Annotated in this window: 26 protein-coding genes; 8 read left to right on the forward strand and 18 right to left on the reverse strand. The window is 60.1% G+C overall.

Features of this window, described 5'->3' with window-relative positions; all coding sequences use genetic code 11:
• Positions 1-131 precede the first annotated feature (131 nt).
• The 4 genes from ACZ9BE_RS09010 to ACZ9BE_RS09025 form a co-directional block, all read right to left on the reverse strand.
• Complete coding sequence (locus ACZ9BE_RS09010) at positions 132-1,205, reverse strand: ArsO family NAD(P)H-dependent flavin-containing monooxygenase (RefSeq protein WP_476249268.1); 1,074 nt, start codon at positions 1,203-1,205, stop codon at positions 132-134.
• A gap of 68 nt (positions 1,206-1,273) precedes the next feature.
• Entirely contained in the window at positions 1,274-1,987 is a 714-nt protein-coding gene (arsH, locus tag ACZ9BE_RS09015) for an arsenical resistance protein ArsH (RefSeq protein ID WP_476249269.1), read from the reverse strand.
• 47 nt (positions 1,988-2,034) lie between these two features.
• Entirely contained in the window at positions 2,035-2,505 is a 471-nt protein-coding gene (locus tag ACZ9BE_RS09020; RefSeq protein ID WP_095179654.1) for an arsenate reductase ArsC, read from the reverse strand.
• A 64-nt stretch (positions 2,506-2,569) separates the two neighbouring features.
• Positions 2,570-2,926: a metalloregulator ArsR/SmtB family transcription factor gene (locus tag ACZ9BE_RS09025; protein ID WP_056784934.1), complete on the reverse strand. Its 357-nt coding sequence runs from the start codon at positions 2,924-2,926 to the stop codon at positions 2,570-2,572.
• Between the two features lie 281 nt (positions 2,927-3,207).
• Here ACZ9BE_RS09025 and ACZ9BE_RS09030 point away from each other — a divergent pair, with 281 nt between their 5' ends.
• Together ACZ9BE_RS09030 and ACZ9BE_RS09035 are read left to right on the forward strand one after the other, a co-directional pair.
• Positions 3,208-3,594, forward strand: coding sequence for a MerR family transcriptional regulator (locus tag ACZ9BE_RS09030; RefSeq protein WP_056784936.1), 387 nt, complete (start codon positions 3,208-3,210; stop codon positions 3,592-3,594).
• 70 nt (positions 3,595-3,664) lie between these two features.
• Positions 3,665-4,057 (forward strand): carboxymuconolactone decarboxylase family protein, encoded by a 393-nt coding sequence (locus ACZ9BE_RS09035; protein WP_370593534.1) that lies wholly within the window; start codon positions 3,665-3,667, stop codon positions 4,055-4,057.
• Between the two features lie 37 nt (positions 4,058-4,094).
• Here the strand turns inward: ACZ9BE_RS09035 and ACZ9BE_RS09040 are convergent, their stop codons facing one another.
• Entirely contained in the window at positions 4,095-5,009 is a 915-nt protein-coding gene (locus ACZ9BE_RS09040) for a LysR family transcriptional regulator (protein WP_056784938.1), read from the reverse strand.
• 157 nt (positions 5,010-5,166) lie between these two features.
• On the opposite strand from ACZ9BE_RS09040, the gene ACZ9BE_RS09045 reads away from it, so the two are divergent.
• Complete coding sequence (locus tag ACZ9BE_RS09045) at positions 5,167-6,177, forward strand: zinc-dependent alcohol dehydrogenase family protein (RefSeq protein WP_310219514.1); 1,011 nt, start codon at positions 5,167-5,169, stop codon at positions 6,175-6,177.
• A gap of 66 nt (positions 6,178-6,243) precedes the next feature.
• On the opposite strand, the gene ACZ9BE_RS09050 is transcribed toward ACZ9BE_RS09045, so the two are convergent.
• From ACZ9BE_RS09050 to ACZ9BE_RS09060, 3 genes are read right to left on the reverse strand one after another with little or no spacing between them, the layout of a single operon-like run.
• On the reverse strand, positions 6,244-7,245 hold the full coding sequence (locus tag ACZ9BE_RS09050) for an NAD(P)H-quinone oxidoreductase (RefSeq protein ID WP_150635621.1): 1,002 nt from the start codon (positions 7,243-7,245) through the stop codon (positions 6,244-6,246).
• Between the two features lies 1 nt (position 7,246).
• Positions 7,247-7,579, reverse strand: coding sequence for a carboxymuconolactone decarboxylase family protein (locus ACZ9BE_RS09055; RefSeq protein ID WP_150635620.1), 333 nt, complete (start codon positions 7,577-7,579; stop codon positions 7,247-7,249).
• Between the two features lie 10 nt (positions 7,580-7,589).
• Positions 7,590-9,026 carry an NAD-dependent succinate-semialdehyde dehydrogenase gene (locus ACZ9BE_RS09060; RefSeq protein WP_150635619.1) on the reverse strand — a complete coding sequence of 479 codons (1,437 nt, stop codon included), beginning with the start codon at positions 9,024-9,026 and terminating at the stop codon, positions 7,590-7,592.
• 211 nt (positions 9,027-9,237) lie between these two features.
• Here ACZ9BE_RS09060 and ACZ9BE_RS09065 point away from each other — a divergent pair, with 211 nt between their 5' ends.
• A complete protein-coding gene (locus tag ACZ9BE_RS09065) occupies positions 9,238-10,164 on the forward strand; it encodes a LysR family transcriptional regulator (protein ID WP_076563297.1) in 927 nt (308 codons plus the stop codon).
• Between the two features lie 70 nt (positions 10,165-10,234).
• Here the strand turns inward: ACZ9BE_RS09065 and ACZ9BE_RS09070 are convergent, their stop codons facing one another.
• The 3 genes from ACZ9BE_RS09070 to tspO all read right to left on the reverse strand — a co-directional run bounded on the left by ACZ9BE_RS09070 (position 10,235) and on the right by tspO (position 12,129).
• Complete coding sequence (locus ACZ9BE_RS09070; protein ID WP_039758903.1) at positions 10,235-10,486, reverse strand: DUF2790 domain-containing protein; 252 nt, start codon at positions 10,484-10,486, stop codon at positions 10,235-10,237.
• 219 nt (positions 10,487-10,705) lie between these two features.
• Positions 10,706-11,689: an alpha/beta hydrolase gene (locus tag ACZ9BE_RS09075; RefSeq protein ID WP_476249270.1), complete on the reverse strand. Its 984-nt coding sequence runs from the start codon at positions 11,687-11,689 to the stop codon at positions 10,706-10,708.
• Complete coding sequence (gene tspO, locus ACZ9BE_RS09080) at positions 11,686-12,129, reverse strand: tryptophan-rich sensory protein TspO (protein ID WP_041480509.1); 444 nt, start codon at positions 12,127-12,129, stop codon at positions 11,686-11,688. Before tspO ends, ACZ9BE_RS09075 begins: the two co-directional genes overlap by 4 nt.
• Positions 12,130-12,262: 133 nt before the next feature.
• Between tspO and ACZ9BE_RS09085 the strand changes: the two genes are divergently transcribed.
• Positions 12,263-12,529 (forward strand): hypothetical protein, encoded by a 267-nt coding sequence (locus ACZ9BE_RS09085; protein WP_041480507.1) that lies wholly within the window; start codon positions 12,263-12,265, stop codon positions 12,527-12,529.
• 42 nt (positions 12,530-12,571) lie between these two features.
• Here ACZ9BE_RS09085 and ACZ9BE_RS09090 read toward each other — a convergent pair whose 3' ends face one another.
• Positions 12,572-13,483 carry a magnesium transporter CorA family protein gene (locus tag ACZ9BE_RS09090; protein ID WP_150742655.1) on the reverse strand — a complete coding sequence of 304 codons (912 nt, stop codon included), beginning with the start codon at positions 13,481-13,483 and terminating at the stop codon, positions 12,572-12,574.
• A gap of 3 nt (positions 13,484-13,486) precedes the next feature.
• Positions 13,487-15,067 carry a RimK family protein gene (locus ACZ9BE_RS09095; protein ID WP_056784954.1) on the reverse strand — a complete coding sequence of 527 codons (1,581 nt, stop codon included), beginning with the start codon at positions 15,065-15,067 and terminating at the stop codon, positions 13,487-13,489.
• A gap of 94 nt (positions 15,068-15,161) precedes the next feature.
• Here ACZ9BE_RS09095 and ACZ9BE_RS09100 point away from each other — a divergent pair, with 94 nt between their 5' ends.
• Positions 15,162-16,256 (forward strand): GNAT family N-acetyltransferase/peptidase C39 family protein, encoded by a 1,095-nt coding sequence (locus tag ACZ9BE_RS09100; RefSeq protein ID WP_476249271.1) that lies wholly within the window; start codon positions 15,162-15,164, stop codon positions 16,254-16,256.
• A 10-nt stretch (positions 16,257-16,266) separates the two neighbouring features.
• Here ACZ9BE_RS09100 and ACZ9BE_RS09105 read toward each other — a convergent pair whose 3' ends face one another.
• A complete protein-coding gene (locus ACZ9BE_RS09105) occupies positions 16,267-17,838 on the reverse strand; it encodes a sensor domain-containing diguanylate cyclase (protein WP_476249272.1) in 1,572 nt (523 codons plus the stop codon).
• A gap of 160 nt (positions 17,839-17,998) precedes the next feature.
• Here ACZ9BE_RS09105 and ACZ9BE_RS09110 point away from each other — a divergent pair, with 160 nt between their 5' ends.
• Positions 17,999-18,430 carry an HhH-GDP family DNA glycosylase gene (locus tag ACZ9BE_RS09110; RefSeq protein WP_150635612.1) on the forward strand — a complete coding sequence of 144 codons (432 nt, stop codon included), beginning with the start codon at positions 17,999-18,001 and terminating at the stop codon, positions 18,428-18,430.
• A gap of 73 nt (positions 18,431-18,503) precedes the next feature.
• Here ACZ9BE_RS09110 and ACZ9BE_RS09115 read toward each other — a convergent pair whose 3' ends face one another.
• The 3 genes from ACZ9BE_RS09115 to ACZ9BE_RS09125 form a co-directional block, all read right to left on the reverse strand.
• Positions 18,504-18,716 carry a hypothetical protein gene (locus ACZ9BE_RS09115; RefSeq protein ID WP_095179668.1) on the reverse strand — a complete coding sequence of 71 codons (213 nt, stop codon included), beginning with the start codon at positions 18,714-18,716 and terminating at the stop codon, positions 18,504-18,506.
• Positions 18,717-18,767: 51 nt separating this feature from the next.
• Complete coding sequence (locus ACZ9BE_RS09120; RefSeq protein WP_041480494.1) at positions 18,768-19,649, reverse strand: manganese catalase family protein; 882 nt, start codon at positions 19,647-19,649, stop codon at positions 18,768-18,770.
• 280 nt (positions 19,650-19,929) lie between these two features.
• Positions 19,930-21,468, reverse strand: coding sequence for a methyltransferase regulatory domain-containing protein (locus ACZ9BE_RS09125; RefSeq protein ID WP_476249273.1), 1,539 nt, complete (start codon positions 21,466-21,468; stop codon positions 19,930-19,932).
• A gap of 338 nt (positions 21,469-21,806) precedes the next feature.
• Between ACZ9BE_RS09125 and ACZ9BE_RS09130 the strand changes: the two genes are divergently transcribed.
• Positions 21,807-23,726 carry a tyrosine-protein phosphatase gene (locus tag ACZ9BE_RS09130; RefSeq protein WP_476249274.1) on the forward strand — a complete coding sequence of 640 codons (1,920 nt, stop codon included), beginning with the start codon at positions 21,807-21,809 and terminating at the stop codon, positions 23,724-23,726.
• 36 nt (positions 23,727-23,762) lie between these two features.
• Here ACZ9BE_RS09130 and ACZ9BE_RS09135 read toward each other — a convergent pair whose 3' ends face one another.
• Positions 23,763-24,890: a mechanosensitive ion channel family protein gene (locus ACZ9BE_RS09135; RefSeq protein WP_041480489.1), complete on the reverse strand. Its 1,128-nt coding sequence runs from the start codon at positions 24,888-24,890 to the stop codon at positions 23,763-23,765.
• Positions 24,891-25,051 lie beyond the last annotated feature (161 nt).

Here is a 25,051-nt window from a genome sequence, read left to right on the forward strand (position 1 = left end):
CTGCATGGGTTCAGATTAGGGGGCAGGGCGGTGTCGGCGTTAGGCGGATACTGTTGGCGACTTGCCTGATTCTGCTCGCTGAAGATGATTTACAGGCTAGCGACCTTATGGCTTCACGGCGCCGCGAGCAATCAGGTTCCGCCAGTGAGATAGCTTTGCACTTGCTTGACTACATCCCGGGCGGTGCGGGTTACGCCGATCAATGTGGCAGAAGCGAGCCCCGTCCAGTCGCCATAACCCACCAGCCACAGTTCGGGCATCGCAATGCTTCGGCTTTCGTCCACAATCACTTTGCCATCCCGGCCTACAACGCCCAGGCTGTTCAGGTGGTCGAGCGCCGGAGCAAAACCCGTGCACCAGATGACAGCGTCCACCTTTGTCTCGATCCCCGATGACCACACAACCCCCGTCGAAGTAAAACGCGTGAACGGCCGTACTGCGTTCAGTACACCGCGTTCGCGAGCTTCCTTCACCGGCGGCACCATGACGATGTCGCCCAGCCCTCCAACGGGCTGTTGAGGCTCCACGCCATCCTGCTGCGCCTTCAGTCGAGCAGTAGCGCGTTCGAACAGGACGCGTCCATCCACCTCATCAGGTAAGAACGTTGGGGCCTGTTGCGTGACCCAGGTTGCCTGCGCCACTTTGGAGACCTCGGCGTAAATCTGGGCGCCGGAGTTGCCGCCACCGACGACAAGGACGGTTTTACCCGCAAACCCGTTCGGCCCGACGTAATGAGCGGAATGAAGCTGCCTGCCTGCAAACAACGCCTGGCCGGGATAGTCCGGTACGAACGGGCGGCTCCAGGTGCCTGTCGCACTGATAACCGCTTTGGCGTCCCAGTAATTGTCCTTTGAGATAACACGCAACCCGCCTTCGATTTTCTCGACACCGGTCACCCGCGTGGAGCGGATGATGGGGAAGTCATACCGGCGCTCGTACTGAGTCAGGTATTCGACAACATCGTCTCGCCCGGGCGTCCCCTCGGTTATGGCCGGCATCGGCCAGCCTGCAATCGAGCTCCATGCCGACGGCGAGAAGAGCCGCAGCGAATCCCAGCCATGCCGCCAGGCGCCTCCCGGTCCCGGCTCGGCATCGAGCAGCACGTAAGACAAGCCTGTGCGCTTCAAAAAATAAGCGACAGTCAGCGCGGATTGGCCACCACCAATGACCACAACATCAAGTGTCGAATTCTGACTCACCAGCATCCTCCCGGCGCAAAGGCCTCAACGTGTGAAAAATCGGGGTCCGGCCATACCGTTGTCCCACTCAGGCATCAAATGGAACGCTGGTTGACTCGTCTGGACAGCTCTTCGGCGGATTCCTTGCGCTCGGAATAACGGTCGACCAGGTAATCCTGACGATCGCGCAAGAGCAGCGTGAACTTCATCAATTCTTCCATCACATCCACCAAGCGGTCGTAGTACGAAGAAGGCTTCATGCGACCCGCTTCATCGAACTCGGTGAACGCCTTGGCCACGGAAGACTGGTTCGGGATGGTGAACATCCGCATCCAGCGGCCAAGTACCCGCAACTGATTGACCACGTTGAAGGACTGCGAGCCGCCGCAGACCTGCATCACAGCAAGGGTTTTGCCTTGCGTAGGTCGTACAGCGCCCAGCGCCAGCGGAACCCAGTCGATCTGCGCTTTGAACACGGCACTCATGGAGCCGTGACGCTCAGGAGAGCACCACACCTGACCCTCTGACCATTGCATCAGCTCGCGCAACTCCGCGACTTTGGGATGAGTGTCGGGGGCGTCATCAGGCAGCGGTAGACCCGAGGGGTCGAAAATTTTGGTTTCGGCGCCAAACTCATTCAGCAGGCGTGCCGCTTCTTGCGTGACCAGACGACTGAATGAGCGCTCTCGCGTCGATCCGTATAGCAGCAAAATGCGAGGTTTGTGGGGCGAAGGATTACGCGGAGACAGCTGCTCCAGCGTAGGAATGTCGATCAGGTCGGCGTGTACGTTTGGCAATGTGTCTTGCATATGAACTCCTGCGGCGGCACCTGGAGGGGGGGCGCCTCGGTTGATCTTCAAAGCGAACCGATGCGGTTCAGTTCAGCTTGCAGTTGGTCAGGGCTCATGGTCTTGAGCGGCAGTGCGAGAAACGCACTCACGCGTTCCTGGATTTTGGCCAGTGTGGTTGCAAACGCTGCGGTGATCTCGGCTTCCGACCCGCTAGCCTCAGACGGGTCGGCCAGCCCCCAATGCGCCTTCAAGGCTGGGCCGAAAAAGATCGGGCATGCTTCTCCCGCAGCCCGATCACAGACGGTGATCACGATGTCCGGAGGCGAGCCCTCAAAAGCATCCGAAGCCTTGCTGCTCAAGCCCACTGTGGAAATACCCGCCGCCTCCAGCGTTTGCAGTGCCCGTTGATTCACCCGGCCACTGGGAAAGCTGCCTGAGCTGACAGCGTCTACGCCCTCGGGCGCCAAATGGTTGAAAAGCGCCTCGGACAGGATGCTGCGGCAGCTGTTGTGGGTGCACATGAACAAGATTTTCATCAGACGATTCCTTCATTCAGAAACTGAGGCGCAGTGCCAGGGTGGTTGATCCGGTGAGCGCGAATCAGCTGCACATGGCCTGATTGATCGGTCGGTCGCTCATGCAGCACAGGCGCTTGGCCTCGGTTTCCAGCCATGGCTGATTGGCGTCTGCCACTTCCTTCAGAACTGCTGCCACCCACGCGGGCACATCAGGATTCAGCCGGTAGTACACCCATTGACCCTGGCGACGATCCAGCAGCAAACCGGCGGAGCGCAGCAGCGCCAAGTGGCGAGAAATCTTCGGCTGACTGAGGTCGAGTGCTGCCGTCAGCTCGCATACACACAATTCGCCTTCGCGCACGACAAGCAGGGAAATTTTGGCCCGGGTGTCATCGGCCAGACACTTGAACAAGGTGGTGGGGGTCATGGGTTCTGTCATACGTCCTCCAGAAGCTTGTGTCTTGACCAAAACGAAGAGCCTGATGCGCTTGCGGATGTCGTGACGCGTAGGGTGAAAGGCGGCGGGATGATTGCCGAGCAATGGATACGGATAGCCGAATATACGCATAGTCATATATCTGGTAAAGCGAATATAACAGCGGTTGAACCGTCGAGACTGATAGCAACGGACCGCGCGGATAGTGCCCGCGATTTGTCTGATTCCAACTGATTGAAAATAGCCATTGACTTAGAGCACGCTCAAACCTTTACGGTGATGACATGAATCCAGAACTGACAATTTCACAGTTGGCCAAGCGCCTTGATTTGAGCGCTCACACGATCCGCTATTACGAGCGCATCGGGCTGTTCGACCCGGTTGGGCGCGGTGGCAATGGCCACCGGGTGTACGCCGAGAAGGATGTGCTGTGGGCCGAGTTTCTGCTCCGGTTGAAGGCGACCGGAATGCCGATCCAGCAAATGCTGCGGTATGCCGAACTGCGCCGATCAGGCGACTCGACCCTGGCAGAACGCCGCGAGCTTCTCGAGCAGCATCGCCGGGACGTGCAAGCGCAGATCAGCCAGTTGAGCCAGTCCCTGGAGGTTCTGGATAACAAGATTCAGATCTATCACCAACTCGAGCAAAAGGAGCATCACCATGATCCGTAAACTTCCCGGTTTCAACCGCTTGCTGTCCGCCACATTGATTGGCGCAAGCGTGACCAGTGTGGCAGCGCCCGTGGACATGACTGATCGTCGAGCGCGCGGAGAAGCCGCTCTGACGCAGATTACTGGCGGACCTGGTCAGGCAGTGGTCGATTCATTGAAGGATACTGCTCCAGAGCTTGCAGACTGGATTCTGAGTTTTGCCTATGGCGATGTTTTTGCCCGCCCCGGGCTCGATCACTGCACTCGTGAGCTGGCAACCGTTGCGGCACTGACCGCACTGGGCAATGCACAGCCACAACTGAAAGTGCATATCGGCGGCGCCCTGAACGTCGGGTGCACACCGGAGGCGGTGGTCGATGTGATCTTGCAAATGACCGTATACGCAGGATTTCCCAGCGCCTTGAACGGTATAACGGCTGCGCGTGAAGTCTTTGCTGCTCGCGGGATCAGTGTTAAATCCTAGGTGCGCACGCTGCAGAAACTGCGGGATAAAGCCAGATTCAACCTACCACCCACCCCCCATGCAACTGCACAAACCGCACCTGCAGCCATTCGATAAACACCTGCACCTGCGCCGGCAAATGCGTGCGGCTCGGGTACAAAAGCGTCACTGGCCGAGGCAGCGGGCGCAGCGGTTGCAGAATTTCCACCAGAGCACCGTTAGCCAGATGCTCTGCCACCGCGATACCCGGTGCCTGAATAATGCCGAAGCCCGACACGCCACACTGCACGTAGGCGTTCGACTCGGTGACGGTAATACCTTGGCGGCTGACGTAGGATTTCTGTTTGCCCTCAACTGAAAACTGCCAGGGCAAGGTGCGGTTGTTCTGGCCCGAGAGAAAGTTCACGCCTTGATGGTTCGCCAGATCTCCAAGCGTTTCCGGTGTGCCGTGCTCGCGCAGGTATTCGGGCGCGGCGCAGGTGACCATGGTCGCCAAGGCGATAGGGCGGGCGATCAGGGTTGAGTCGGGCAGCTCGCCGATGCGCAGCGCGCAGTCGATGCCTTCGCCGACCAGATCAACCGCACGATCGGTGACGCCCAGCACCATATCGATGCCGGGGTAGGTGTCGGTGAATTCGCGCAGGCTTTTGATGAATTCCAGCTGCGCGAACGCCGTGGGAATGTCGATGCGCAGGCGGCCGGACAGCGTGGCTCCGGTGCGATCGAACATTGTGGTGGCGGCGGTGATCTCGGCCAGAATTTCCTGGACCCGCTGATAGAAAAGTTCACCCTCGGCGGTGAGTGCGACTTTCCTCGTAGTGCGCTGGAAGAGGCGCACGCCCAGCGATGTTTCCAGTTCCTGAATATAGCGAGTGACCTGCGGCCGGCCGATGTCCAGCGACTCAGCGGCTTTGGTGAAACTGCCCAGCTCCGCCAGTCGGGCGAACAGGCGCATCGATTGCAGTAATTCCATGACTTTTCCGGTGAGTTTCAGTATCTGGATTTGTTGCCTGAGAATAGAACAATCATGTCTGTTTCCAAGCATTTATTGCGCTGATGTAAAAGCCAATCATGGCCCCAAGGCAAGCCCGCTGAGGGTTTGCGGCCAATAATGCATTTGGAGACACATCATGAAAGCGTGGTTACTGAAAGATTTCGGGCTCGACAATCTGCAACTGGGCGAGACGCAAACCCCGCAGCCCAAGGCTGGCGAGCTGCTGGTCAAGGTCGGCGCGGTCTCGCTGAATTTTCGCGACAAGGCCATCGTTGACGGTATCTACGAGCCGCACCTGGTGCCGAAACCGCTGATTCCGGTGAGCGATGCCGCCGGTACCGTAGTTGCAATCGGCGCCGGTGTTACTCGTTTCAAGGTTGGCGACCGCGTCAATTCACATCTGTACTCGCGCTGGTTGGATGGCGAGCCGGGGCCGAGCGAGCCGGATTATTGCTTCGGTTCGCCGCTGCCCGGTGGCCTCGCCGAGTACATGATCATTCATCAGGACAGCGCCGTCGGCGCGCCGGCCAACATGAGCGATGAAGAGGCGGCGACACTGCCGATCGCCGCACTGACTGCGTGGTATGCGCTGGTGGATTTCGGCGCTATTCAACCGGGCCAGACTGTGTTGGTGCAGGGTACCGGCGGCGTATCGATTTTCGCCGTGCAGATCGCCACCGCGCTGGGCGCCAAAGTCATCGCTACCTCAAGCAGCGATGAAAACCTGCACGCGGTAAAACGTCTGGGCGCGGTCGCCGGTATCAACTACCGCAGCACGCCGAACTGGGCGGACGAGGTGCTGAAACTCACCGAGGGCAAGGGTGTGGACCTGCTGCTCGATGTGGCGGGAGGCAATGGCATCAATCAGTCGGTAGCAGCGACCAAGGCCTCGGGGCGGATAGCGCAGATTGGCTTTCTGACAGGGCAGACCGTCGAGCTGAACCTGATGCCGCTGATCTTCCGCCAGACCACCATTCGCGGCATTGCGGTGGCACCGCGTTCATCGTTCGACCGGATGAACGTGTTCCTCGCCGAGCACGACATTCGCCCGGTGATCGACCATGTCTATCCATTCGAACAGGCGCGCGAGGCCTATGAGCATCTGGCGAAAGGAGCGTTTGGCAAGGTTGTGATCAAGGTGGGCTGATCAGCGGAAACGTCAGACAAACCAAGGCCAGTCAGCTCAACTGACTGGCCTTTTCTTACGTCTGTTTTAGCGCAAATCCTCCGGCTGCATCGTCAGAATAATCTTCCCGACATTCTGCGAAGACTCCATCCGCCGATGGGCATCGGCTGCGCGGGACAGCGGGAAGGTGCTGTCCACCACCGGTTCCAGACTCGCAGCGCCGGCGAAGCGTTTCAGCCAGTGGTCGCGAAAGCGCTGGATCATCGCGTGCTTCTCCGGCTGGGTGCGTGACTTCATCACCGTGCCGATGATTTGCAGGTGCCGGTAGAGGATGTGCTCCAGCTCCACGTCGACCTTGCCGCCGCCGCCAAGAATGCCGACCTGCACCAAGCGGCCACCGTGGGCCAGCGAGGCGATGTTGCGGGCGAAGTAGGGCGCGCCAATGAAATCAATGATCACGTCGACCCCGCGACCTTGGGTTTTGTCGGCGATGACTGCGGCGAAATCCTCGTTTTTGTAGTCGATGGCCACGTCGGCGCCCAGGTGTTCGACGCGCGACAGCTTGCTGCCTTCGGTGGTCGCGTACACCGTGGCGCCCGTGGCAAAGGCCAGTTGCACGGCAGCGGAACCGACGCCGCCGGCGGCGGCATGGATCAGCACCGAGTCACCTGACTGGAGTCGGGCCAGGTGCAGCATCGCTTCGTGGGCGGTGACGAACACTTCGGGAATCGCCGCGGCGTGCACATAGTCGAGCTGCGCCGGAATCGGCATGGCCATGCGGTAGTCGATGCGCGCCAGTTCGGCGTAGGCGCCGCCGCCGACGACGCCCATCACCCGGTCGCCGACGGCGAATCCACTCACCTCGCTGCCGGTCTCGATCACTTCCCCGGCAATCTCCAGACCGATGATCAGCGAGTCGCCGAAGTTCGCATGGCCGTAGCCGCCGGTTCGGTGGGTCAGGTCGGCACGGTTCACGCCGGCCGCATAGACACGCACCAGCAGGTCGGTCGCGCGCACTTCAGGGTTGGGCGCTTCACCGAGTTGCAGCACTTCTGCCGAACCGAATGCTTTCAGGTTGATGGCTTTCATCTCAGCGTTGCTCCGTGTCGGCAAGCGTGGCATTGGCGATGGCCGAGGCGGTGATGGCGCCCGGAAAACCGACGTAAAAGGCCAGGTGCGTGATCGCCGCCGCCAACTCTTCATGGCTCACGCCATTGCCGGCGGCACGGCGCAGATGTGCGGGCAATTCTTCGCAGTGGCCTCCGGCAATCAGCGCAGCGACAGTGATCAGGCTGCGCTCGCGGGGTGCCAATGCGGGGTCACTCCAGATCTGCGGGTACAGCGTTGAGTCAACGAATTGCGCCAGTTTCGGGGTGAAGGCGCGGGCGGCTTCGCGTGGGCTGCTGAAATCGATAGTCGACATGGAAATCCCCTTAAACCTGGCTGATGAATTTGTTAGTGAGGTAGTGCTCGATGCCTTCGATGCCGCCTTCGGAACCGTGGCCGCTTTCCTTCATGCCGCCGAAGGGCAGCTCGGTGGCGACGATGCGGTACTGGTTGATGCCGATCATTCCGGCTTCCAGGCCATCGGCGACGTCGATCGCGGTGCGCGCATTGGAAGTGAACGCGTAGGCCGAGAGGCCATAGGGCAGGCGGTTGGCTTCTTGCAGGCCGTCGCTCAGTTCATCGAAAGGCATCAGTATCGCGATGGGGCCAAAGGGTTCTTCGTGCATGATTCGCGCACTCATCGGCACATCGGCCAATACGGTGGGCTGAAAGAAGAAGCCTGCGCCCGGCAACGCTTCACCGCCGGCCAGCACCCGTGCACCTTTCTCCACGGCGTCGGCGATCAGTTGCTCCATCTTCGCCAGTTGCCGTGGGTTCGCCAGAGGGCCGACCTGGGTTTGCGGATCCATGCCGTCGCCGATTTTCAACGCTTGGGTGGCCGCGACGAAGTGCTCGACAAACTCGGCGTAGGCCTCACGCTGGATAAGAAAACGAGTCGATGAAATGCACACCTGGCCGGTGCCGCGAAAGCGATTGGCGACGCCTTCCACAGCAGCCTCTTCGATGTCGGCGTCGGCAAACACCAGCACCGGGCCGTGGCCGCCCAGTTCCAGAGTGATCGGCTTGACGCCTTCGGCAGCGCGGGCCGAGAGCAGCCGACCGATCGGCACCGAACCGGTGAAGGTCACTTTGCGAACGATCGGTGAGGCAATCAAATGGCTGGACACTTGATCCGGCACACCGAACACCACTTGCAGCACGCCTTTGGGCAAGCCGGCATCGTCCAGCGCCCGGGCCAGGGCCAGCGCGGTGGAAGGGCTTTCCTCGCCGGGCTTGAGCACCACGCTGCAACCGGCGGCCAGCGCTGCCGAGAGCTTGCGCGCCGGGGTGATGGCCGGGAAATTCCACGGTGTGAACGCTGCCACAGGGCCGATCGCCTGACGTTTGACCAGTTGCAGTACACCCGGACGATTGGCCGGTACGACACGGCCGTCGATGCGTCGTGCGCTTTCGGCGAACCACTCGAAATATTCCGCCGCACGGGTCACTTCATCGAGGCTTTCGCGCAGTGGCTTGCCTTCTTCCAGCGTCATTTGCGCAGCGATGTGCGGGGCGCGTTCGAGGATCAGGTCGGCGGCGCGCTTGAGGATTTTTGCGCGCTGGTCCGGCACGGTCTGACGCCATTGGTCGAAGCTCAGTCGAGCCACTTCGAGGGCGTGATCCAGGTCTTGGGCGGTGGCGAGTGGCACCTGGCCGATTTCCTCGCCGGTTGCCGGGTTGACCACGGCGGCGGTCGCGCGGTCCTGGGCGGTGAGCCATTGACCACCGATGAAGAGATAGAGCGGATCGTAAGGAGTGTTCATGGATGTCGCCTTCATGGTTGAGGATTCATTCGGCGCCTTGTACGCAGTGGTTCAGGCGTCCCGTGGAATCCAGTCTATGGAAGGCGTGCCGTTTGATTTAGCCGGCCACGAGGGAATCATTGTTGTCCCAGAAGGTAATATCGAGCGCAGGAGCGAGCGTGTAGCATCCGACGTTATCCGCAGTGAGTGGCAGGTCTACAGGACGATCAGGATGGACAAACTTTCAAACATGTCGGTGTACATCAAGGTAGTCGAGATGGGCAGTTTCACTGCCGTGGCCAACCATCTCGACTCCACCGTTGGTAACGTATCGCGTGCGGTTTCGGCGTTGGAAAACGTGCTCGACACCCGCCTTTTGCAGCGCTCGACCCGGCGTCTCTCGGTGACCGACGCGGGCCGGCGGTTTTATGAACGCTGCGTGAAGATTCTCGCTGACCTGGAAAGCGCCGAAGCCGAGGCGAGCAATGCCGCCTTGCAACCACGAGGGACGTTACGGGTGCACTGCGTGCCCGGACTGGCCCGGCAACTGGTGACCGGCGCGGTGCTGGAGTATCGCCAGGCGTTTCCCGAAGTGACCGTCGATTTGATGCTCTCCCAACGCATGCCCAATCTGCTTGAGGATCAGTTGGACGTGTCCATTCTGATCGCGCGAACGCTGCCGGATTCGGCGTATGTCAGCCAGAAGATCGGCGTCAGTCACTGTGTACTGGTGGCCTCCCCGGAATACCTGGCGCGGCATGGCGCACCCGAAACGCCGGAGCAGCTTTGCGATCATCAATGCCTGCTGCTCGGTACCGTGGATTACGTGCGCGATGAATGGCAGCTCAAAAGCAAGGCGGGCGACGCGACGTTCATCCCGAGCGGGCCGAGTTTCAGCGTGAACGATATGGACGCAATGGCCGTGGCCATTCGCGAAGGGGCGGGGATTGGTCTGTTGGCAGGCTTCACGGCGATCGACGATTTGCGTGCCGGCAGGTTGGTGCGGGTGCTGCCCGATTACCACACCTACGAGCGCAATGTTTACGCGGTCTACACGTCTCGCCAGTTTGTCGATGCGAAGATCACGCGATTCATCGATACCTTGAAAACCCGGGTCGGCGCGCAGTTGGCGAGCACTGCTCAGGCGCTTATCGATTGAAGCGGTAAAGGCATTTGCGTCTCAGCGAGCCAACTCTGAGACGCAATGGGTGTGCGAGGTATTGGCCTGATCAACCGTTGCTGCAGCCGCTGCCCATGACCTCGTATTGCAGGATGTGCTGTTTGCCTTGGGAATCCTGATAAGTCATGTGCACCGGCACTACGGCGCAGACATCCGGCACTGGATCTTCCGAGATGATTTTGGCGACGTCGAGGTGACTGGCGTAGGTGTATTGCTCGACGGGTGGCGTGGTAGTCGAGTCCTGAGCCATGACCACCGAGCTGAAGCCGAAGAGTGCGAGGACGAGCATTGAGACTTTCATGGGTATTTTCCTTTGCTGGTTGAGTGTGCTGCTGGAACAAACTCTATGCGGCGGCTGGCGGGGGAAACAGGCGCGGATCGGGTAAAGACTGTTTACGGTTTGAGCCACAATCGGCATGGGGTGAACGATCGCGCAGGGTTCAGCGCAAACAAAAAAAGGCGCCGGTGAAGGCGCCTTTTGTTTGTCTCGTTTCTTTATGGCTCGCCATGCAATCGGCAGCTACGAAAACGCCGGGCTGATTTCGGCGGATTTCACTGAGTAGCTTGCCACTCGCGCCGAAATCCACTTGCGGCTGTAAGCCAGCACATGGTCAGCAGTGGCGGTCGGGAAGTGAATGAAGCCATGCGGACACTCTGGCAGCACGTACATCTCCACCGGCGCCGCTTGCTGCCAGCGCTCAGCGATGAGCCGCGTGTCATCCAGCAGCGGATCGAGGTCGCCGGCAAACAGCAGCGCTGGTGGCAGTCCGCTGAAATCGCCATACAGCGGCGACAGCGGTGGCTGGCGTCGTTGTTCGTCGCGGATATCCGGCGTGAGCAGGCGCAACGCTTCGACCATGCCGGGGCCGTCGAGCACCAAGGTATCGGCTGGCGCGGCGCGCACGCTGGGCGTGCCGGTCAGGTCGTAGACGCCGTAATACAGCAGCGCGCCGCAGATCCGTTGCAGCAGTTGCGGCGAAGATTTGAGGGCGAGCAGGGTGGCCGCCGCCAGATGCCCACCGGCCGATTCACCGACGACGACCACGGGCAGTCCGGCAAATTCGCCATCGTTCAAGATGCCGCGAGTGGCGCGCAGACAGTCTTCCAGCAAGCCCTCGATTGGCGTCGACACCGCCAGCCGATAATCCACCGACAGCACCGCCACGTCGCAAGTGTTGACGATGGCGATGTTGAAGTTGTCGTTCATCTGCGCATTGCCGATCACCCAGCCGCCACCATGGAAATCCAGCACCACGCCTCTGGCTTTGCCCTTGGGACGGATGATGCGTACCGGCACCGTGTCGATGATCTTGCATTCGGCGCTCAGCCCATGCTGGCGCAGCTTGCCAGCGCCGCCGAGCTGACCCGCCCGCAGCAACGCCTGAATCAGCCGTGGGGTGAGGCGATTGCGGATCTTGAAACGCGGCAGCCAGGCGAGCTTTTTGTTAAGCGCGCGAACCTGTGCCAGCTCACGCTCGCCTTGCGGCCATGGAAAATCGCTCACAGGCGATTCTTCATCAGGATCGAGCAGTTCAGCGCCGCCGCAACGCACAGCCACGCCAGGTACGGGAACAGAATCAGCCCGGTGACCACGTCCAGTTGCAGGGCGAGCACGACCATCACCGCGACCACCACCCACAGCACCGCCAGAATCACCAGCGCCGCCAGCACCTGATGCGCGCCGAAGAACACCGGCGTCCACAGCGTGTTCAGGGCGATTTGCGCGGCCCACAAGGCCAGCACCGTTTGGCTGCCGGGGATCAGGCTCAGGCGATAACCGGCCCAGGCCAGCAGCAGGTAGATGATCGTCCACGCTACGGGAAAGGCCCAGTTGGGCGGGGTGAAGGAGGGTTTGGTCAGCGATTCGTACCACGGGCCGGGTTTGAACATCACGCCAGTGGTTGCCGCCGCCGCGCAGGCCAAGAGGAAGATGAAAAAGGTCATTGCCAGTCCTTAGCTGTGATCAGCTGTTGTGGAGAGTTAAGAAGAGGACGCTTCGCTGCGCAAAAAGTTTGTTCGCAAATGCAATTTGGCAGTCAGGTTGAACTAAAAGCTGACCGCTGCGTCAGGATAAACAGTGCCTTTTCCCACCGACGCGGACGACAACATGTACACCTATCACATCGAATACCGTTTCAACGGCGAGCCTCGTACTTATCTGCTCGAACTCAAGGAAGCGCAACTGGCCGAGCACGACGCGGCGATGCATCTGCTCGAACTGCATCTGGGCGATGCCGAAAACAGCCTGGTCATGCCCACGGCGGATTCGACGCCAGAGCAGATTCTCGAGCAGGCTGAGCGGGTAGGGATTACGCATATCCGGGTGGTCAGCCGGACCAATTGACGCCCGCATGCGGCGCAGGCGTTAGCAGAATGTGCTCTGAATTCAGGCCATGCGCCGCAATACCAGCACCATCCCCGCGCCCACGAGGCCCATGCAGGCGATCAGCACGGGAAAGGACATCCACCATGGGACGCCGGACGTCATCATGCTGAACTCCGACATGCCACCGATGCCGGCGATCAGGTTCAAAGGAAGGAATACGACGTTGATCAGTGTCAGCTTGCGCAGGGCCCGGTTCATGCTGTTGTTGGCAAGGTTGCCATGGGATTCGATGAGGTTGGCGAACACCTTGGCGTGAATTCTGGCCTGCTGAAAGCTTTGTTCGTTTTCCACGATCAGATCGTTCAGCGCAGCCAGTTGACTGTCGCTGAAGCCCTGACGCTGGCCGTGGTTGCGCAGCAGCGTCAGCACCGCACCGTTACTTTGAATCGCATTGACGTAGTACACGAGGCTTTCGCTCAGGTTGTACATCTGCGCCAATTGCTGATTGTCCATTGCCCGCGTGAATTGCTGTTGAATCTCCCGGGCGATCTGTTTGACCACGCGCAAATGCCCGAGATAGTGATGAACGCTTTCAGCGAGTAACGCCATCAGCACGTCCAGCGGCCCGGTCATTTGCGCATCGTGCTCAAGACCCGAAAGCAGCGAGTTGCTCGCGCAAATGACCACCAGGCGTTTTTCGCTCAGCACCACTCCGAAGGACGAAACGTTGAATGCGCGCCCGTCGAAGCTTTCCGGACGCTTCCAGATCAGGAACAGGTGATCTGGCTTGACCTCGATGCGGGCCACTTCATCTGGGTCCAGCGACGACTCTATCGCTTGTGCGCCAATGCCCAGGCGTCTGTGCAAATCCAGTTGCTCGGCTGCGTCCGGGGCGACACACAGCCAGACAGTCGCCTGGTCCTCCGATGTCCTGTGCAGGGCGCCGCAATCAATGCAATAGCCTTCAATCATTGCTCACCACGCTTGGCCACGGTGTTTGAGCTCAAGCCTTTGGGTAAAAGCCTGTAATACGCGCCGGTACAATTCGTCGCCCAGCACCGCATCTTCGATGCCGGCGTCGAGGTTGGGGTTGTCGTTCACTTCGATCACCAGTACCCGATCGCCCGCCTGCTTGAGGTCGACGCCGTAGAGGCCGTCGCCGATCAGCCGCGCCGTCTGTACGGCGAGCTGCACGACTGCGGGCGGCGCTTGCTCGACCGGCACCGCCTCGCACATTCCGTTGATCTCGCCGGGCAGCGCCTTGTGGTTGTAAATCTGCCAATGCCCCTTGGACATGAAGTATCGGCAGGCATACAGCGCTTCGCCATTGAGCACCCCGACGCGCCAATCGTATTCGGTGTAGCAATACTCTTGCGCCAGCAGCAACACCGAGTGTTCGAATAACTCCTGCGCGGCCGTGGCCAGCGCTTGTGCATCGGCGACCTTGATCACACCCCGTGAAAAACAGCCATCGGGGATTTTCAATACCAAGGGAAAACCGAGGCGACGCCCTGCGTTTTCGAGTTCCTGCGGACGATCCTTGTAGAGTATTTCCGTTGCCGGCATGCCCAGCCCGCGACGCTTCAGCAAATCGGCCAGATAAACCTTGTTGGTGCAGCGCAGGATGGACGACGGATCGTCAATCACCACAAGGCCTTCGCTTTCAGCCTTTTTCGCGAACCGATAGGTGTGATCATCCACTCGCGTTGTTTCGCGGATGAACAGCGCGTCGAATTCGGCGAGACGTGCGTAGTCCTTTTTCTCGATCAGTTCGACATCGATACCCAGCTGTTCGCCCGCAGCGATGAAACGCTGCAATGCCTCGGGATTAGAAGGCGGCAGGGCTTCGTCAGGATCATGCAGGATGGCCAGGTCGTAGCGGGCCACACGTTTGGAGGCGGGCTGACGCCATGTCCTGCGATTGAACGCGTCCAGTGCATCAGCGAAAACATGCTGCTGTTCATCGCGAAGTTTGTGCAGTGCACCGGCCTTGATGCCTGCGATCTGCCAGCTCTCACCACGCCGGAATTCCACCAGCAGGATAGGGCAGGGGAACGCCTCGAACAACTGACGGCCGATCTCTTGCAGCGGCTCGATCGAGGCCTTGCCGAAGTACAGCGACAGCGTGAAGGCTTCGGTTTCGCCGTATGGATGGTTGGCCAGCGCCCGCTCCAGGGTGCGCTCCAGATCATTCAGCCCGACCCCGTAAAGCGCTTTGCGCGCCAGCTCGCTGACGGTGCGTACCGAGGGGAAAACCTTGTGTCCGCGCGCTTCGGCCAGCAATGAGCAGTAATAGCCCTGACCGAGGTATTTGTAATTGCGGCAGAGGTTTATGACCTGGGTGCGATGAGGAAAATCATCGCTGTGTTCAAGGTAATCCTGAGCCAGCATCAGGCTCTCGCTGGGCAGGTAATCAGCCCAGTCATCCTTGCGTTCGACCAGTATGAGCAATCGACTTCCCGAGGGCTTGATACTGGGAGGTTCCTCGCTGAGGGAGATTGTCGAATGCTCGGTTTTGTCTAATACTTCGTTCACGTTGGCTTGCACCGCTGACATGAGTAATGAATCCCTGTTGAAGAAGACGCCGCTTCAATAAATCACGGGCCTTTCGGTCTGTCCCGGTTCGTTACTCAAACTTTACGGTGCGGTCATGTCTTTTGATTTTCGCTTTGCATCCATGGACGATATCGACGATCTGGTCGAATTGGAGCGGGTGTGTTTTACCCTCGACCGGTTGAATCAGCGCAACTTCAGCTGGATGCTCAGTCGAGCCAATGCCGCGCTGATTGTCGTCACCTCGGGCGCAACACTTTGCGGTTACGCGCTGGTGCTTTTTAACCGTGGCACCTCACTTGGACGCCTGTATTCGATTGCGGTCAGCCCCGCATGGCGCGGACATGAGCTTGGCCAGCGTCTGCTGGAACAGGCCCAGGCCTGCGCATTGGCGCGCAACTGCGCATGGCTGCGCCTGGAGGTGCGCGCTGACAATACCGCTGCCATCCGCCTCTACGAAGCCAATGGCTATCAGCGCTTTGCCAGCGTCGAGGACTACTACGAAGACCACTGCGAGGCGTTGCGCTACGAGAAACGCATCCTGCGCGAAACACCTGCCCCCGCCCGGCAAGTGCCGTATTACCAGCAGACCACCGAGTTCACCTGCGGCGCCGCGTGCCTGCTGATGGCCATGTCTGCCATCGACGCGAGCCGTGCCATGACCCGAGCGGAGGAAATCCAGCTGTGGCGCGAGGCAACCACCATTTTCATGACGGCGGGGCACGGTGGCTGTAGTCCTCAGGGTCTGGCATTGGCGGCCTGGCGGCGCGGCTTCGATGTGCGCCTTGAGGTCAGTCACCCGGGCTCGCTTTTTCTTCACGGCGTACGCAGCACGGAGAAGAAGTCGATCATGAAACTGGTCGAGGACGGGTTTGCCCAGGAACTGGCTGCCACGCAAGTCGAGCAGGTTCTGGGTGATTATCTGCAGATCGGCGCTGCGTTGGCGGCCGGATACAAACCGCTGGTGCTGATCAGCAGCTACCGATTCACCCGCTTGAAAGCGCCGCATTGGGTCATCATCACCGGGTGTGACGAGGACTTCGTCTACTTGCATGATCCTGATGTTGACCACAGCAAACTCAAGCGCGGCCTGGACTGCCAGCACTTGCCGGTCAGTCACCAGGAATTCCTGCGCATGACGGTGTTTGGCGTACAGCGGGTTCGCGCAGCCGTGATGCTGCGCTCCCGTTGAAGAGGGGTGGCTAGGCGCCGAGCACTTCCTCGCCGATACAGTAGCGATCCCTGCCTTTCTGCTTCGCGGCATACAGCATTTTGTCAGCCGACTCGATAAGAGTGGCGGGGCTCACTTCATGTTCGGCCGGTTTGCCAACCGCAATACCTGCACTGGCGGTGACGTGACCCAGCGGATGGGCTCTGTGCTCCATCCGCAAGGATCGAATGGCCTCAAGAATTTCCTCAGCCACAAGCGCCGCCCCGCGAATATCGGTGTTGGGCAGCAACACGGAAAACTCCTCGCCGCCATAGCGCACAGCCAGATCACCCGGTCGCTTTACCGCCTGCGCAATCGCCTGGCCGACTGCGCTCAGGCAATCATCACCTGCCGCGTGCCCGTAGCTGTCGTTGTAGAGCTTGAAGTGATCGACATCGATCATGATCAGTGAGATCGGCGAACCCTGGCGTCTGGCCAGACGAATTTCGTCAATCAAGGCAGTGTCCAGTCGCCGACGGTTGGCCAGCCCGGTCAGGCTGTCGGTCAAGGCCATGTCCTTCATGGCCTGGTGTGCCTTGCGCAAATCCTTTTCCATCACCATCCGTTGGCGCAGTTGCCTCAAGACGATCAGTCCGAAGACCGTGAACGCGGTGATCACCGACATCAACACAAAGCCGGTTTTGATCAGGTCCCAGCGCCACGGCGCAATGATCGATTCGCGGGAAAGTCCGGTTTCGACTACCAACGGATAGGTGCTCAAAGCTCTGTAACCGTACAGACGCTGGGTGCCGTCGACGACGGCTCGGACCTCGGCGATCCCTTGATTGGAAAACGGCAGGTAGTTCTTGAACACCTCGCTGTCGGCGAGGCTCTGACCGATTACCGAAGCGATGAAAGGACGACGCACGAGAATGGTTCCATTGCGCAACGCCAGCACCAGTGCACCCTTGTCGTCGATCTTGAAATCGCCGTAATAGTCGACGAAATAACTGACCTTGATCGTCCCCAGCAGCACGCCGGCGAAGGAGCCGTCCGGGTTATTCAAGCGGCGGGAAATCGGAATGATCAGGTCGTCCGTGGATTTGCTTTTGACGACATCACCGATACGCACGTTTCGATCGGTGTTGGCGCGGTGATACTGGAAGTAGTCGCGGTCGGCGTTGTTCGCCGGGTCCGGGATCATTTCCTTGTCGGTGACGATCCATTTGCCGTCCGGGCCGTAGATAAACAGCCCATGCAACTGCGGCATCAATTTGGCCTGCTGCACCAGCAAGTTGTGGATGCGCGGTACGTCAATGTTCTGCAAACCATCACCTTCGACGCGCTCGCCCAGGGCGGCGGTCAACACATCGACCTGGCGGATGGCGTCTTCAGCGTGTTGTGCGGTTGCCCGCGCGAGGTTGGTGACCGAATCACGCGCCGACGAGAAGGCTGCATGATAGTCACGCCAGGTTCGCCATCCCTCCACGCCGAGAAACGCCAGAATGACCGTCAGCATGAAGATGACTGTCAGGCGAAAAGCGGCGATCTCGCTGGCAGCTTTGATGGGAGCGGTTTGTGCGGCGTCATGCCCCTTGGTTTTGGGCATCTTACGACCGAGCATTTGAGGGTCCTTATGCTTGTCATCTCTCATCTCTTGAAAGATGACCATCCTTTTCCACCTGGAATTCAATTTACTGCCTTGGCCAGGCGGTTGCGATTGGATCGTTCCAAGCCGTGCCGGGTCAACATCTGTAATTGAAGCGCGCCTTGAGGTGAGACTTGTGAGCGAAATCATCACCGCCGGTGACTTGAACATCGACCTGCACAATGCCAGCGAAACCGGCCTGTTCAAATGGCTGCTGGCGAGTTTTCTGATGGGCAAGAGGATTCAGGGCGCCATCGCCGCCAAGGCGTATCAGGTCATAGTAGAGCAGCATCACAACGACACCCCGCAAAAGCTCGCGCAGTGTACGCACCGTCAACTGGTGTCGATGCTGGGGCAGGCGCGTTACGTTCGTTACGATGAAAGCACGGCGTCGCGACTGCTCGCGCTGGCCAACAAGCTCAACAGCGAGTACGCCGGTAAGGTGAGTAACATCGTGGCGGCGAGCGCGGATCGTAAGGCGCTGGAGAAGCGCCTGTCCGAGTTCGAGGGGATAGGGCCGAAGACCGTCGAGATCTTCATGAGGGAAGCTGCGTCGGTACTTTTCTGAACGCCCGGTTCTGCATTGAAGACGGTGGCAACACTCGGCTCACAGAGCAGCAAGTCTTCCCGCCAGTTCGCGGTCAATGGATGGCTGCCACCTCCGATTGCTGGACTGTGGCTTGATCGGCAAAATTATTCGGGAGAAGGGTGCCCAAGCCGAATACATTCACCGCCATGCTGACTTTCAATCCTCGACAGGCCTGTTTGCAGTCCAGCTCAAAACCGGCGTATGCGTGCTCCATCAAACGTTGAAAATGTTCAGAGGTCAGTGCCAGGACTTTGCTGCTTTTCATGTGGTTTTCCTTGAGCAAGTGGCGACCCCGGTCCGGGGCCGCCGGACGGGTTCAGACATCTTTGCCTTGTACATAACCGGAGCCCAGATCAGCACCGGTCACCGGCTCGCTGAGTGGGTCAGAGGCTGTACGAGTCTTCATCGCTTCCAGCACCTGTTCGTCTTCGGCCGGAAGGCTGACGGTCGCCAGACCATCGCCGCCGTCGACCGCAGGCTCTGGGTTTTCCACGTACTCCCACGCACCGCCCTCGTTCCAAGGGCCGCGCACATTAGGCTCGCCAGACATGTTGAAGTACTTGTTGGTGAACTCCGGCATCCCCGGCAGCTTGCCCTGCGGAAAGTTCGGCTGGATCGAATGCAGGGCTTTTTCGAAGGACTGTTGATGGGCGATTTCCCGCGTCATCAAAAAGCCAAGCGCCTCTTTGACGCCCGGATCATCGGTGATGTTGATCAAGCGTTCGTAGAGGATTTTCGCCCGCGCTTCGGCTGCGATGTTCGAACGAAAGTCGGCAGTAGGCTCAGTGATCGAATCCACATACGCCGCCGTCCAAGGTACGCCAGCGGAATTGACCAGAGGCGCGCCTGCGCCGTACAGCAGGCTGGTGATGTGCGAGTCATTACCGGCGCCATTCAGCGCACGGTACAGCTCGCCTTCCTCCTGAACGCCCTCGGCGAGTTGACCCTTGGCACCTCTGTTGAGCATGACGATGATCGAGCCGACCACCTCCAGATGGCTCAATTCTTCGGTGGCAATGTCCAGCAGAAGGTCTTTGCGCCCCGGATCTTCCTCGGCCAAGGCTTGGGTGAAATAGCGCGCTGCTGCGGCCAGTTCGCCATTGGCGCCCCCGAATTGTTCCAACAGCAGATTGGCCAGGCCAGGGTTGGGCTCGGCCACGCGAACGGTGTACTGAAGTCGCTTGTTATGTATGAACATTCAAATTTTCCTCAGACCAGGCTATCGCGCTTTTGCCCTGATGGGCGTTAGCGCATGCATAGTTGTGAGGAGTGGGTGGAGCGGAAATTTCGTTTATTGCAGGCCGGCTGGACGGACGGCAGAGGGCGGAAAGTTCCGGAAACAGGACGGTTGGCTTGACCCTGTTCCACGACCAATGTGGGAGCGAGCCTGCTCGCGAATGCGGTACGTCAGTTACCGATTTGGCGGCTGATCCAGCGCTTTCGCGAGCAGGCTCGCTCCCACAATGGTTCGTTGGCAATCAAGCTATCTTCAACGCCCTCAGCACCACCAGCGTCTGCTCGGCGAAGACCTGCGCCTGTGCGGTCAGCGCGGCGATATTGGCTTCGGCAGTGAGCAGCGGCTGGCCGTTCTCTACCAGCACTTCACCTTGTTCGCTGATCACACTCCACGCCAGTTGCGCCCACTCGGCTGGCTGCTGTTTGCCTTGCTTGATCGAAATCAGGAACAGCTGCTGGAAGCGGCTGACCGTCACGCCACCACCGGTGACCGGGCTGGCCAGGGTCTGGATGTTGGCGCCGTACAGCGAGCGTTTGCACAGTTGCAGATTGAGCGCGGCGCAGCGACCGCTGACCTGCGACTCGGCGGCCTCGCTCTGGCACGGAGCGACCGCGCCCATACCGATCAGCACGGCCAGGGCTTGTTCGAGGTCGTCGTAAGCCAGCGCAGTCTCGGACAGCAATTGGCGCATGGATTTGGCCGCATAGTTTTGCGCCGCCAAGGCATCGAGCACCGGGCCGTAGATTTCCGCTTGCAGGGTCGCTTCGCCGGCAGGACCGGTGACCGAACCCGCGACAGTTTCCCAGGGTTGCAGCAACGCGAAACGGCTGTGCAGCATTCTCGCCCGGCGTTCGGCAGCGGACAGGCGGGTCGCGCCACGTACGTACAGGTCGCGGCGGAAGTGCTGGTTGACGAAGTAGTCCCGCGCTTGCTCGCGCATGATCGGATGTTCGATGGTTTCCAGAAAGTCCATGCCTTCAGCGCTCAGGTTGAGCGGGGCGACCGAATCCAGCGGCACTGCCGTGGTGGCGTAGTCGAGCTTGGCCGGGGCCAGCGCGTCGACCATGTCGGCGAAGTACATGCAGTTCCAGTCGCGGTTGAAATACTCGTGGGCGACGTAGTGACGATCCTGACCCTTGATGCTCTGCAGCCGCGCGCCGAGACTCGGCGCCGCAGCGGCATACTTCGGATTGGCCGCGAGCAGTGCTTCGGAAAATTGCAGCGCGGCGTCGATGCGCTGGTCGGAGCGCGACGAGGCATTGGCAAAGCGGTCATGCAGGCTGAACAGATTGCGCAGCGGCGCCGACGGCGACCAGCCGGGGAAGCAGTTGTAGCTGACGTAGAGCATGCCGCCCGGTTTAAGGTGACGGCGGGCGAATTCGACGATCAGTTTCTGATTGTCGCGGCTGACCCAGGTCCAGATGCCATGCAGGCTGATGCTGTCGAACTGCGGCAGATCATTGCGCGCCAGCAGCTGTTCGAAGCTGTCGTCATACAGACGCGCGCCATTGTTGGCGGCAGTCGCGAGTTCGATGGCATGGGCCGCCATACCCGGGTGAAAGTCCGTACCGACAAACGAACCCGGGTTGGCGGTGGCGTGGATGTTGATCGACACGCCCTGACCGAAGCCCAGTTCGCAGTGCACGCCGTCGTTGCTTTCCAGCGTGGCGAACCCGCGCAACAACAGGCAGTAACGCAGGAACACCGGATTGATCTCCCGGCTATAGCTGTAGGTGTAGCCTTCGTCGGTGAAATAACCTTCGTTCCAGGCGTTGCTCATGAGGGCGGTCTCTTGTTCTTGAAAGTGATGGCAGTCTTATAAGGGGTTGTCGCTGCGCGCGACAAATTGAAAAAACGGATACTTCCCCAAACCCTGTGGGAGCGAGCCTGCTCGCGAAAGCTTTTTTTCAGTTTGAATATAATCGGCTGACACGCCGCTTTCATGAGCAGGCTCGCTGCCACAGGGATCTTCAACACATCCAAGCAGGATTGATGGACCGATCACGCACCCCACGGCCCATTCGCGCAGGCATTTTGTAGCCAGCCGAAACTGTCATATTCCCTCCCACTCGTCTGCCCATAGTGACCAGCCCAACGCTGATTTCATGAGGCTGCACTGTGTTCCAACGTCTTCTGTGTTCGCTGTCCGTTCTGAGCCTGTCCATCGCCGCTGCCCACGCGGCCGAGCCTGTCAGCCTCGACACGCCGCGCTTGAGCGGCATCGACAACTTTCGCGACATCGCCGGCATCACCACCGCGTACTCCACCGCCCACGACGGCGTTATGCGCAGCGGCGTGTTCTACCGTTCCAACGCACTGACGCCGTCGACGGCGGATCTGGCGACACTCAATGGGCTTGGCATCAAAGCCATTTACGACCTGCGCACGCCCAGCGAAATTGCCGCTACGCCCGACACGATGATCACGGGCGCGGCCTATCGCAATATCGACATCATCGGTAGCACCACCTCGGGTGCGGACATCACCAATATCTCCTTCCACAGCGCCGCCGAGGCAGTGGCGATGATGGAGGAAACCAACCGCGCCTTCGTCAGCGATGCCGGCATGCGCGGGCAGTTCGGCCAGTTGTTCAATGAGCTGGCAAGTGTCGACGCCGCGCAGTTGTTTCACTGCACCGCCGGCAAAGACCGCACTGGCTGGACCGCCGCCGTGTTGCAGAGCATCGCTGGTGTCGATGAGGCGACGATCATGGCCAACTACTTGGCGACCAACGACTACACCGCCGCCCGAGTTGCCGCGACCTTGAAAGCCTTGCCGCCGAGCATGGCCGCTGTCTACGAGCCGCTGCTCGGGGTGCAGGCCAGTTATTTGCAGGCCGGTCTCGACCAGGTCGCCGCTGAGTACGGCAGCATGGACAACTACCTCAAGCAGGGCCTCGGTCTGTCCCAGGAAACCATCTATGTGCTGCGCGGAAAATTGGTGGAGTACAACAGCTTGCCGGGTCAGGCCGGGCTGATCGGCAATGCCGCCGCTGGTGCCGAGTTGCTGCGCCAGCTGCAGAACTCCGAGCTGTCCGGCACCTACAGCGCCTACAACTACTACCTGCAATCGGCGATCGACGCCGGCAGTCTGGGCGGTGTCGAATCTCAAGTCGGCGGTCAGGTCCACGCTGATGCGGCCAGCTACCTGCTGCGGCAGAACGCGATGATCGAACAAGCCGCCGCACCGTTTGCCAGCGGCAGCGATTTGAAGGTCGGCCAATACCGCCTCTGGAGTACCGCGCTTGCCGGCTACCTCGGCACTGACGGCTCGACCCATGCCGAGAGCAGCAACGAACACAGCCAGGGCCTGATGCTCGGCATTACCCAGCGCTTCAACGAACAACTCAGCGCGCGCGGCGGCTTTGGCTACAGCAAGGGCAGCGTGGGCGGCGCGGGTGGCGAGGCCAATACAGACTTCACCTTCCTCAACCTCGGCGCGCGTTACGGCCTGACCAGCCTTGAACGCGGCATGTTTGTCGATGCCAACGCCAGCGCCGGATACGTCGACTACGACAGCAAACGCGAGCTTGGCGGTGGTCTCGGCACTGCCAAGGGCGACACTCACGGCAATCTCACCGGCGCGACCGTGGCGTTGGGTTATCGCCTGCCGCTGAGCAGCGTGATTGTCGAACCGAACCTGGGCTTTCGCGTCAGTCATCTCGACTTGCAAGGTTTCAAAGAGAAGGGCAGTGAACTGGCGCTCGACGTCGACGGCATCAAGCAAACCCGCCGCAGCGCGGTGGCTAATCTCGACGTGTCATTCGCCCCAGTGGCCGTGGGTGCGTGGCAGTTGGTCCCGGGCGTTCGCGTGGGCTATGAACGTGCGCTCGGCGATCAGCAAGTCGACAGCGAAGGCCACCTGCTGGGGCTGGATATCGAGCAGCGCGCGGCGTTCGACAATCGCGACCAGTTCAGCGGCGGCATCAACTTGATGGCCAACCTCGGCGCCCTGAGTGTAGGCGCTGAGGTCGGCGCCAACGGTGGCGGTGACAGCCACGGTATCAATGGCGGGCTGAAGGCCAGTTACGCGTTTTGAACACAGCGAGCCCGGCAAATTGCCGGGCTCTTGCGCTCAAGCATGCTGCGCACGCGAAGGTTGCTGTGTGCGTGCCGGTGGCGCGGTGGGTTCGGGCAGCGAGGCGACATGCACGGTGCGCGCCGGGAAGGCGAACGTCGCGTCCAGCTCGGCCACCGCTTCCATGATTGCCAGATTTATGCGTTGCTGCACGTCCATGTAGACGTTGTAGCTGGCGTCCAGAACGATATATACCGTCTCGAATTCCAGCGCGCTCTCACCAAAACTGCGGAAATGGCAGCGGTCGAAGCGCGCCTGTTTTTCGTTCTTGATGATGCTTTCAACGCGTTGAGTGATCTGGCGGATCTGTTCGCTGGTGCACTCGTAAGTCAGACGAAACTCGAACACCACTCGACGTTCTTGCAAGCGTTTGTAGTTCTGAATGGTGCTGCCGATCATGTCGGCGTTGGCCATGACGATCTGCTCACCGCCGAGACTGCGGATGCGTGTGGTCTTCAGGCCGACGTGCTCGACCGTACCGGCCAGCGTGCCGACGACGATGAAATCGCCCACCTCAAACGGCTTGTCGACGGCAATCGACAGCGAGGCGAACACGTCGCCGAGAATGTTCTGCACCGCCAGCGCCACCGCGATACCGCCGACACCCAGGCTGGCGACGAATGCAGTGATGTTGACGCCCAGGTTCGACAGCATCGCCAGCAGAATCACCGCCCACAGCAATACCTTGACGCCCCACAGGCTCAGGGTCGCCAAGGCGCTCGCTTGAAAGGAGCCGGTCGCGTTATGCCGCGAGAAATAGCGATGCAGCCCCAGTGCCAGCGCGCGGTTGGTCCACAGGCCGACCTGCAACGCCGCCACCACGAACCACAAACTGCTGACACGCCCGAGCCAGCGCTCGGGCAAATCCAGCAAACCGATGCCGACCAGAATCGATGCCAACAGCAGCAACGTGGTGCTGGTCGCCGCCAGCACTTCGCTGGCCATGTACGTCAGATGCCCATTGCCGGCAGTGGCCCGCGCCTGCACCTTGCGGAAAACGAAGCGGATCGCCGTGGTGGTCAGCAGATAACTGAGCGTTGCGGCGAGCAACGCCAAGACCCAGTTCGCCAGTGAAATTCCCAGAAGTGTGTGCGTCGTGAAAAAGCCGATGAAATCCTCAGTCATTGAAACCCCCTTGCGAAGCCTGCGACGACGCTGGCGCAGAAGCGCAGCGTCGGCCGCAGCCAGGTAAACGCCGCCTGAATCGGCTATGCCGTCAAGCGACCTGTCTGGGGTTAGTCGCCCTGAGATTCCTGCTGTTCAATCAAATGCAGGTTTCGCCGGAC

The organism is Pseudomonas sp. TE9122 (genome assembly GCF_056278925.1).

Coding starts and splice junctions, on each gene's coding strand:
- ACZ9BE_RS09020 (WP_095179654.1), bottom strand. CDS start 2,505: ATGAAAATCTTGTTCATGTGCACCCACAACAGCTGCCGCAGCATCCTG.
- ACZ9BE_RS09125 (WP_476249273.1), bottom strand. CDS start 21,468: ATGAGCAACGCCTGGAACGAAGGTTATTTCACCGACGAAGGCTACACC.
- ACZ9BE_RS09070 (WP_039758903.1), bottom strand. CDS start 10,486: ATGAAAGTCTCAATGCTCGTCCTCGCACTCTTCGGCTTCAGCTCGGTG.
- ACZ9BE_RS09055 (WP_150635620.1), bottom strand. CDS start 7,579: ATGTCGACTATCGATTTCAGCAGCCCACGCGAAGCCGCCCGCGCCTTC.
- ACZ9BE_RS09045 (WP_310219514.1), top strand. CDS start 5,167: ATGAAAGCGTGGTTACTGAAAGATTTCGGGCTCGACAATCTGCAACTG.
- ACZ9BE_RS09010 (WP_476249268.1), bottom strand. CDS start 1,205: ATGCTGGTGAGTCAGAATTCGACACTTGATGTTGTGGTCATTGGTGGT.
- ACZ9BE_RS09135 (WP_041480489.1), bottom strand. CDS start 24,890: ATGACTGAGGATTTCATCGGCTTTTTCACGACGCACACACTTCTGGGA.
- ACZ9BE_RS09065 (WP_076563297.1), top strand. CDS start 9,238: ATGGACAAACTTTCAAACATGTCGGTGTACATCAAGGTAGTCGAGATG.
- ACZ9BE_RS09100 (WP_476249271.1), top strand. CDS start 15,162: ATGTCTTTTGATTTTCGCTTTGCATCCATGGACGATATCGACGATCTG.
- ACZ9BE_RS09120 (WP_041480494.1), bottom strand. CDS start 19,649: ATGTTCATACATAACAAGCGACTTCAGTACACCGTTCGCGTGGCCGAG.
- arsH (WP_476249269.1), bottom strand. CDS start 1,987: ATGCAAGACACATTGCCAAACGTACACGCCGACCTGATCGACATTCCT.
- ACZ9BE_RS09050 (WP_150635621.1), bottom strand. CDS start 7,245: ATGAAAGCCATCAACCTGAAAGCATTCGGTTCGGCAGAAGTGCTGCAA.
- ACZ9BE_RS09115 (WP_095179668.1), bottom strand. CDS start 18,716: ATGAAAAGCAGCAAAGTCCTGGCACTGACCTCTGAACATTTTCAACGT.
- ACZ9BE_RS09060 (WP_150635619.1), bottom strand. CDS start 9,026: ATGAACACTCCTTACGATCCGCTCTATCTCTTCATCGGTGGTCAATGG.
- ACZ9BE_RS09040 (WP_056784938.1), bottom strand. CDS start 5,009: ATGGAATTACTGCAATCGATGCGCCTGTTCGCCCGACTGGCGGAGCTG.
- ACZ9BE_RS09030 (WP_056784936.1), top strand. CDS start 3,208: ATGAATCCAGAACTGACAATTTCACAGTTGGCCAAGCGCCTTGATTTG.
- ACZ9BE_RS09095 (WP_056784954.1), bottom strand. CDS start 15,067: ATGTCAGCGGTGCAAGCCAACGTGAACGAAGTATTAGACAAAACCGAG.
- ACZ9BE_RS09025 (WP_056784934.1), bottom strand. CDS start 2,926: ATGACAGAACCCATGACCCCCACCACCTTGTTCAAGTGTCTGGCCGAT.
- ACZ9BE_RS09090 (WP_150742655.1), bottom strand. CDS start 13,483: ATGATTGAAGGCTATTGCATTGATTGCGGCGCCCTGCACAGGACATCG.
- tspO (WP_041480509.1), bottom strand. CDS start 12,129: ATGACCTTTTTCATCTTCCTCTTGGCCTGCGCGGCGGCGGCAACCACT.
- ACZ9BE_RS09105 (WP_476249272.1), bottom strand. CDS start 17,838: ATGCTCGGTCGTAAGATGCCCAAAACCAAGGGGCATGACGCCGCACAA.